The 8028-nt window shown below is 69.0% G+C and carries 8 protein-coding genes and 1 pseudogene; 3 read left to right on the forward strand and 6 right to left on the reverse strand.

Going from position 1 to position 8028, the window contains the following annotated elements; translation table 11 throughout:
- On the reverse strand, nucleotides 1-585 hold a 585-nt coding region (locus ABZ656_RS54370), incomplete at its 3' end, for a maleylpyruvate isomerase family mycothiol-dependent enzyme (protein ID WP_360279648.1).
- Between the two features lie 207 nt (nucleotides 586-792).
- Nucleotides 793-1209: pseudogene (locus ABZ656_RS54375) on the reverse strand (transposase); the annotation flags it as partial.
- A 215-nt stretch (nucleotides 1210-1424) separates the two neighbouring features.
- Between ABZ656_RS54375 and ABZ656_RS54380 the strand changes: the two are divergent.
- A complete protein-coding gene (locus tag ABZ656_RS54380; protein WP_101403514.1) occupies nucleotides 1425-1898 on the forward strand; it encodes a carboxymuconolactone decarboxylase family protein in 474 nt (157 codons plus the stop codon).
- Nucleotides 1899-1972: 74 nt separating this feature from the next.
- Here the strand turns inward: ABZ656_RS54380 and ABZ656_RS54385 are convergent, their stop codons facing one another.
- The gene (locus tag ABZ656_RS54385) at nucleotides 1973-3163 is read right to left on the reverse strand and encodes an RNA-guided endonuclease TnpB family protein (protein ID WP_360279652.1); all 1191 of its coding nucleotides are present in this window, start codon (nucleotides 3161-3163) and stop codon (nucleotides 1973-1975) included.
- A gap of 152 nt (nucleotides 3164-3315) precedes the next feature.
- On the opposite strand from ABZ656_RS54385, the gene ABZ656_RS54390 reads away from it, so the two are divergent.
- Nucleotides 3316-3699, forward strand: a complete 384-nt coding sequence (locus ABZ656_RS54390) for a DoxX family protein (RefSeq protein WP_360279655.1) — start codon at nucleotides 3316-3318, stop codon at nucleotides 3697-3699.
- Between the two features lie 80 nt (nucleotides 3700-3779).
- Nucleotides 3780-4703 carry an RNA polymerase sigma-70 factor gene (locus ABZ656_RS54395; RefSeq protein WP_168518449.1) on the forward strand — a complete coding sequence of 308 codons (924 nt, stop codon included), beginning with the start codon at nucleotides 3780-3782 and terminating at the stop codon, nucleotides 4701-4703.
- Between the two features lie 337 nt (nucleotides 4704-5040).
- On the opposite strand, the gene ABZ656_RS54400 is transcribed toward ABZ656_RS54395, so the two are convergent.
- From ABZ656_RS54400 to ABZ656_RS54410, 3 genes are all read right to left on the reverse strand, one after another.
- Nucleotides 5041-5205, reverse strand: a complete 165-nt coding sequence (locus ABZ656_RS54400; RefSeq protein WP_129592237.1) for an Arc family DNA-binding protein — start codon at nucleotides 5203-5205, stop codon at nucleotides 5041-5043.
- Nucleotides 5206-5210: 5 nt separating this feature from the next.
- Nucleotides 5211-5945, reverse strand: a complete 735-nt coding sequence (locus ABZ656_RS54405) for a hypothetical protein (protein WP_360279660.1) — start codon at nucleotides 5943-5945, stop codon at nucleotides 5211-5213.
- A gap of 984 nt (nucleotides 5946-6929) precedes the next feature.
- A complete protein-coding gene (locus ABZ656_RS54410; protein WP_360279663.1) occupies nucleotides 6930-7913 on the reverse strand; it encodes an acyltransferase in 984 nt (327 codons plus the stop codon).
- Nucleotides 7914-8028 lie beyond the last annotated feature (115 nt).

Raw genomic sequence — 8028 nt, forward strand, 5'->3', positions numbered from 1 at the left:
CGCGTAGCAGGCGCTCAGCACGGCCGTGCTGGCCGTGTCGGTCACCCGCGGCATCACCGTCATCAAGAACGGCAGCGTCAGCCGCACCCGCCCCCGGTCGATCATGTGCGCACGCCCCAGCGCACGGGCGAGATCGTAACCGTGTCCCAGCATGTGCGTGAGCAGATACGACCCCAGCACATCCGGTCCCATCGGGCCCAGCGGAGTGACCACCGTCCCCTCCGCGCTCCGCTCCTCCAGCGCCTTCAGACACGCACCGGCCTGCTCCACGATCATCCCGGCCAGCGGCCCGGCCCCGCGCTCACCGAACGCGGCGAGCGCCTGCTCGTTGGCCGCGGCGAGACTCTGCGGCGTGCCGTCCCCGTAGCTGCGCGCACGTCCCGCCGCGATGTCCGCCATCAGCTCGTTGGCCAGTGCCAGATGCGCGGCCGCCTCCCCGACGCTCCACTGCGACTGCGGCACCCGGCGTTCCATGCCGGCGCCCGCCCGCAGCAGTGCGGCGATCTCCTCGGCCGTACCCCGTATCGCCGCACCGAGCCCCTCGGGCACCGCACCCCGTACGTCCGGTCCCGCCACTGATTCCATGCCGCCTCATCCTCACTTTTCGTTCCTGTTCCGGTGCCCGGTTTTGCCCGCAGCCGACGGGCGAACACGCGTCACGGAACACCCGGCGTACAGAAGACCAGGTGGCAAAGGCAGCGACAAGCCCGTCAACTTGACCCGGCCCTAATGGACCGGGCTTGGAGGTAGCGCCCAACTGGCTGCTGGGTGGGCTCCTCCGTCCAGACACCCTTATGGGGTGGCAGGGACGCGTGACTCACGCCCCGCGGTCCACACAGCCTCGCCCTTGCGGGCGATGTTGTGGGAAGCGTTCCGGTCTGCATGGGCAACGACCCCGCAGTTCCGGCAGATGAAGAGGGCCTGGCTTGCCCGGTTCTTCTTGTCGATGTGGCCGCACTCGCAGCACTGCTGCGAGGTGTAGGCGGGATCGACGAAGACGACGGGCACGCCGGCCCTGCGAGCCTTGTAGACGATGAAGGCTGCGAGCTGGGCGAAGGCCCAGGAGTGGAGTGCGACCCGTTGGGGCTTGCGGCGCCGTACCCTCTGCCGGATTCCATGGAGTTCTTCCAGGGAGATCCCGGCCGAGGTGCGTTGAGCCTCGGTCACGATCGTCTTGGCGATGATGTGGTTGGTGTTGGAGACATGGCGCCAAGCCGGTTCGGCCAGCCGGTTCGCCAAGTCCGGTCGTCCCGAGCCGTGTTGCGGGGACGCCGCGAAAGGGCAGGTGCTGGGGAACCCTCGCCGCACTTCTCCGCATGGCCGCCGGCGGCTGGGAGACGCGGGTCACATCGGTCCGTGTCACAGGAGGCCGGGCTACCTCGTCTCAGGGGATGTAGCCACCGACGGCCTCAAAGGAGCACAGCATGGACGCGCGACTGGACTACTTCGCCGGCCCGACCGCCGGAAAGGCCCTCAAGTACTTCATGTCGGCGGGCAAGGCGCTCAAGGACTCGCCGCTGCCGGCCGCGACGCAGGAGCTGGTGGCGCTGCGCGTGAGCCAGATCAACGGATGCGCCGTCTGCATCGACATGCACACCAAGGAGGCCGCCGCTGCCGACGAGACCCCGGTGCGCCTCAACCTGGTCGCGGCGTGGCGGGAGGCCACGGTCTTCACCGAGGCCGAGCGTGCCGCGCTGGAGCTGGCGGAGGAGGGGACCCGGGTCGCGGACGCGGCCCGTGGGGTCGGCGACGAGGTGTGGGCGCATGCCGCCAAGCACTATGACGAGGACCAGCTCACCGCCCTGGTGGTCCTGGTCTCCTTCATGAACGCGGTGAACCGGCTGAACATCATCACCCGGCAGCCGGCCGGCAACTACGAGGCGGGGCAGTTCCATTGAGAGGCGGAGGGAAGATGCCGGGCAACAGGAGGGTGACCTCTTGACTTCCTCCCCCTCGTAAACGAGGGGGATTCCTACGGCTTGCGCCGTGGGATTTTCTGCTTCGTCGCCGACTGCCCGTCCGGAGTTCTCCGTTGAGGTCTTACACCAGCTCCACAGACAGACACCGCCAGCCCGGCGGCCAGAAGGTTCTTCGCCGCGTTCACGTCCCGGTCGTGGACCGTTCCGCAGTCGCACGTCCAGGTGCGGACATGCAGCGGCATCCTGTCCTGCGAGGCACCGCAGTGGGAGCACAGCTTGGAGGAGGGGAAGAAGCGGTCCACGACCACCACGTCCCGCCCGTACCAGGCGGCCTTGTACTCCAGAAGGCTCCGGAACTCTGCCCACGCGGCATCGCTGATGGCGCGGGCGAGTTTCCGGTTCCTGACCATATTGCGCACGGTCAGGTCCTCGATCACGAGCGTTTGGTTTTCGCGCACGAGTCGAGTGGTCAGCTTGTGCAGGCCGTCCCTGCGCCGGTCCGTGATCCGGGCGTGGATCCTGGCGACCTTGCGGCGTGCCTTCTCCTGGTTCGCGGAGCCCTTCTCCTTGCGGGCACAGTTGCGCTGTGCCTCGGCGAGGCGGGCGCGGTCGCAGCGTTCGTGCCGGGGGTTGGCGATCTTCTCACCGGTCGACAGGGCCAGCAGGTGGTCCAGGCCGACGTCGATCCCCACCGCGGCATCCGTGGCCGCGAGCGGTTTCACCGTCGGGCCGTCGCACAGCATCGACACGAACCAGCGGCCGGCCGCGTCCCGGGACACGGTCACGGTCGTCGGCACGCTGCCCTTGGGCAGGGGGCGGGACCAGACGATGTCCAGCGAGCCGGCCATCTTCGCGAGCTTCAACCGGCCGTCGCGGAAGGTGAACGCCGAGCTGGTGTAATCCGCCGAGGCGCGGGACTTCCGCTTCGACTTGAACCGCGGGTACCTGGCGCGCTTGGAGAAGAAGTTCGCGAACGCCCCTTGCAGGTGCCGCAGCGCCTGCTGGAGCGGAACCGACGACACCTCGTTGAGGAAGGCCAGTTCCTCGGTCTTCTTCCAGGCCGTCAGCATTGCGGAGGACTGGTTGTAGTTGACCCGCTCCTGCCGCGCCCACGCCTCGGTACGGGCCGCGAGCGCCATGTTGTAGACCTTTCGCACGCACCCGAACGTGCGCGACAGCTCCGCTGCCTGCGCATCGGTCGGACAGAAGCGGTACCGATACGCCCGCTTCACGTGAATGGCCACAGCTCACGAACTAACGCCAACTTGCGACTGTCTGCGGGTAGTTGGTGGTGAACGACGATCCGCTCTGGCGGCGAATCGTCTTTCCCTGCCCTGCTCCGCAGGAGTCCGATTCCTCTCCGTCCTGAAGGACGGAGTATCCACGGAGGGAACAGATGAACCTCGCACTGTGGATCGGTGCCGGACTGCTGGCCGTGGTGGCCCTGACCGGCGGCATCAGCAAGACGTTCGTGCCCAGGGAGAAACTGGCCGCGGTCCAGGGCGGGGGCTGGACCGAAGACGTCGGCGCCGGCTTCGTCAAGACCCTCGGTGTCCTCGAGCTCCTGGCCGCGGTGGGACTGATCCTGCCCGCTGCCGCCGGTATCGCACCGGTTCTGGCGCCGGTGACCGCCGTGTGCTGGGTCTTGCTGATGGCCGGTGCGATGATCACCCACGGCCGGCGCGGCGAATCCCTGTATGTGGTGCTGAATCTGGTGTATCTCGTGCTTGCGGCATTCGTGGCATGGGGCCGTTTCGGCCCCGAGTCCTTCAGCGGCTGAGCAGTGCCACAGTGCACCGGAAGATGCCTGCGCCGACGGGTGCGGCCGGATACGGGGCGTTCGAGGGAAGGGGGTTCGGCGTGAGCAAGGTCGAGGAGTTCGAGGAGCTGCGGCCGCTGCTGTTTTCGATCGCCTACCGGATTCTGGGCAGCGTGGGCGAGGCCGAGGACGCGGTGCAGGAGACATGGCTGCGTTTTGACGGCTCGTCGACCCGTCCCACGTCGACCAAGGCTTTCCTGTCGGCCGCGGTCACACGGATCTCCATCGATGTGCTGCGCTCCGCACGGGTGCGGCGGGAGGAGTACGTGGGCCCGTGGTTTCCCGAGCCGCTGCTGAGCGATCCGTACCAGGATCCGGCACAGGCGGTGGAGCTGGCCGACTCGGTGTCGATGGCGGCGCTGCTGCTGCTGGAGCGGCTCAGCCCGCTGGAGCGGGCGGTGTTCGTGCTGCGGGAGGTCTTCGCCTTCGAGTTCGACGAGGTCGCCGCGGCGGTGGGGCGTTCGGAGGCGGCGTGCCGGCAGCTGCTGGTGCGGGCGCGGCGGCACATGGAGGCCGGGCGGCCGCGGTTCGAAGCGGACCGGCAGGAGCGGCACGAGCTGGCGACGCGGTTCTTCGACGCGCTGAAGAGCGGCGATGTGGACGGGCTGCGGGATCTGCTGGCCGCCGACGTGCAACTGGTCGGGGACGGCGGCGGCAAGGCCCCGCAGCTGGCCAAGGCCGTCATGGGCGCGCAGAACGTGGCCCGGGTGCTGGGCACGGTCTTCCCCTTGATGAGCCGGATCGACGTGACGTTCGAGCCGCACGAGGTCAACGGCCAGCCCGGCGCGATCTTCCGGGACCGGGACGGCAAGGTGCTCCACACCCTGGCCCTCGACGTGCTCGACGGCCAGATCCAGACCATCCGCACGGTGATCAATCCCGACAAGCTCGGCCACCTCGGGCCGGTCGCCGACGCCTGGGCCGTCGATCGCGAGGTGAAGCAGGCCCGTCGGCAGATGAACTGACCCCGGTGCGTGGCGCGGACCGGCTCGTCCGCCGGCAGCTCATGCCAGCGGCCGGCGGTCACAGGGCGGTTCCCGTCCGCCCTTCGGGCGCACGGCGGGAAGGTGACGACAGGCCCTGGCTGATGCGGACGAACGTGATCGTGACGGGGGGACTGCTCCGGGCCGGTGTTGCCGACGCTGAATCGGTGGCTGTTCCGCTTATCCGCCTGAAGCGATCGCCCCCGTGGCGTGCCCGGATTGACCCGAACCATGGCGCGCCGCCGCTGCACGGCACACACCGGCCGCCACTCGCCCGCACACGGCCCGGTCACCGGATAACCGGAAGATGCCCCGGCCTTTAGGCCGGGAAGGATCCGGCTTCCCCTGCGGGAGTGCCGAGGACGCCCTCCAGGAGGTAGAGGAGATCGGCGTTGAGTGACCGCCGCTCGCGCTCGGCGTGGGCAGCCCAGCGGGCATGAAGTGCCGTGGGGATCCTGGCAGTTGTGCGTACCCCGTCGTCCATGGTCGCTACTTGAGAATGTTGACGGCCCGGGCGACCACCAGCACCACCGTCACCAAGGAGACCGAGGACTGCAGCATCATCAGCATCTTGGCCCACCGCGACAGCGGCATCACGTCGGTCGGGCTGAAGGCGGTGGAGTTGGTGAACGACAGATACAGGTAGTCCAGGAACGCCGGCTCCCAGTCCGGCGGCGCGGTCTGCGGGCTCTGCATCTGTACGAAGAGGAAGTCGGCGTACTGGCTCCGGCCGCGGACCCGTGCCATCGGCCCGCCGCGGTCCCACTCCCAGTACCACAGGGCGAACACGATGACGTTCGTCAGCCAGATACCGCCGCCGGTCAGCAGCAGCGGCCCGGCCTCCGTCGCCTCGGTGCCGTTGACCAGGCCCGTCACCAGCCGGACCGCCGACCAGCCGTTGGCCAGACTGATCGCACCGGTCAGAGCCAGCCCCCACCACCGCAGCCACCGGGTGCGGGGTTCGACCCGCCGGGGGTTCGCCGCGATCAGACCGGCCAGCAGCACCAACTCCAGGGCCGGCAAGGCCCAGTACGGATGGAAGGCGAGCCGGTGCGGCAGCATCCACTGCAGAGCGACCGCCACCAGGATCACCGCGGTCACCGCCCAGCGCGGCTCACCACGTGTCGCCCGCCGCCACGCGGGCGCCACCTCATGCTCGCCGCTCTCCAGCAGTCGCTCGATCCGCGCCAGGCGGCTCTCGGCATCACCCGTACCGTCACTCATGGCGACGATTGTCCTCGGCGGGGCCCGCCCCTTCGAACGGGCCCCGATACTCTTGGCGCCGATGCCGACCAGTCCCGCCAGCAGGTATCGACACCAGCACAAGGACACATGTTGCCGCCTCTGACGCACCCCCGCCGCACCAGCACCGACCGCGGCTGCTCCTGGACGGTCACCGCCATCGGGGCCGACGACACCGCCACCACCGAAGCCCGGCGGCCCGCCGCCGGCATCGGGCACCTCGAAGAACCGGAGAAGGTGCCCCGGAGCGGCATCGCGCACCCGGGGCCCGGGGGGCGGCATGAACGACTTCGGGGCGATCGGCCAACTGCTCGCGGTCGCCGCCGAACCCGCCCCCCTTCCGCCGGCCGAGCAGCGGCGGGCCCTGCGCGCGGCCCTCGGTCTCTCGCGCCGAAGTGGCCCGCGCCCTCGGCGCCCGGATCCCCGTGGCCACGTTGATCTGCTACCAGCTTCTCGCCGCCCGGTCACGTCCGCCGAAGTAAACGCAACCATCCGGCTCGCCCACCGCGGCGGCCTCAGATCAGCCACAACTGATCATTGGCGGCCGTGACCTGTGGTCGCCTAATCGATCAATGCTCTGACCTGCTGCTGAGCTGTCGGCAGTTGTCGACGTTGGTCATCGTTGAACGCCCTTCCACGGCCCCAGGACGGCCCGGGAGGGCGCTCGTGCATTGCGGACACCTGCCTTGTAAGGGCGGCTGTGCGAGGCAGCGAAGACGCGCAGGCCACCCCGGGTTCGGTGAGGGGGCCCAGCTCGGCGGTGCATCTCGACTGCGGCGAACCGTCGTTGACCGTGATTGACCGCACGATGCGGCACGGCTGTGGCACGTGCCATCAGCCGCGTCGGCCAGCATCCATCGGATGCAGGAGGCAGGAGCAACACCTCACTGATGGCCGGTCATTCCAAGGGGAAGGCGCTCATTTACATAGGAGTCCTCAGGACCCTGCGTGCTCACCCGCGTCTCGTCAGTTGGCGACCGGCTCGCGCGGTTCGGTCTCTGGCCGGCGAAGCGGGGGAACTGCCACTGTTCGCCCGCCGGGCGGGCCCTGCCGCAGCCACCGCTGCGGCGTGTGCCGCCGCCACCACTTCTCCGCGGGCTCCTCCACCGCGGAGTACAACGCCCAGGCCGGCACGATGACGACCATGCCCATGCCGATCAGCGCGAACAGCGTGCCGTTGTTGTCGGGCATGCGGCCCCACTGGTAGATGGCCAGCCGGCTGATCGAGTGGTGCAGGAGGTAGAAGCAGTACGACCACAGGCCGAGCTGGACCATCAGCTTGGCGTTGAGTACGCCGCGCTGTCCGCGGACCTCGCGCTGGACGAAGGCGAGGATGATCAGTGCGGCCAGGACTGCGACCACCGGCCGCACCAGATAGTCGAGCTGCGCGGCGGCTGCCGCCGGCAACCGGGCCTTGCCCTCGTAGTAGCAGTAGACGTAGGCCGCCAGCAGCACCACCGGCAGCGAGGGGTGCAACGGCAGCCGCCAGCCGCGTTTGACCGCGAGCGCGAGCGTCATGCCGAGCAGGAACTCCGGCAGGTAGACCACAGGGTGGCGCATCACCCAGGCCGCGTGGGCGGGCGAGTAGTGGGTGGTGGCGAACCAGTCGACGGCCCACATTCCCACCAGTCCGCCTGCCGTGACCGATCCGAGCCAGCGGGTGCGCAGCCTGACCGCGATCCGCCCCAGCAGCGGGAAGAGGGCGTAGAAGAGCAGTTCGACGCTGAGCGTCCAGGTGACCTCGTTCCCGGGGAGGGCCGGGGTGACGTTCGGGGACCAGGTCTGCACCAGGAAGGCGGAGGAGATCAGGCTGGGCCAGCTGATCGCGAGGTGTGCCGCCGTGTAGTAGGCGTAGGTGCCCAGCAGCAAGGCGACCAGGTGGGCGGGCCATATCCGGTCTACGCGGCGCCAGTAGAAGGCGCCTGGGTGCTCGTTCGGTTGAAGACCCAGATCATCAGGAAGCCGGACAGAACGAAGAAGAGGCTGACGCCGTTTCCCCCGAACTGCGCGTAGGGGAAGATCAACGGCGCCCGTCCCAGTCCGGTCTTGCCGCCGCTCCCGGTGA

It is taken from the genome of Streptomyces sp. NPDC007095 (genome assembly GCF_040634475.1).
In the GTDB taxonomy this organism is placed as follows: Bacteria; Actinomycetota; Actinomycetes; order Streptomycetales; family Streptomycetaceae; genus Streptomyces.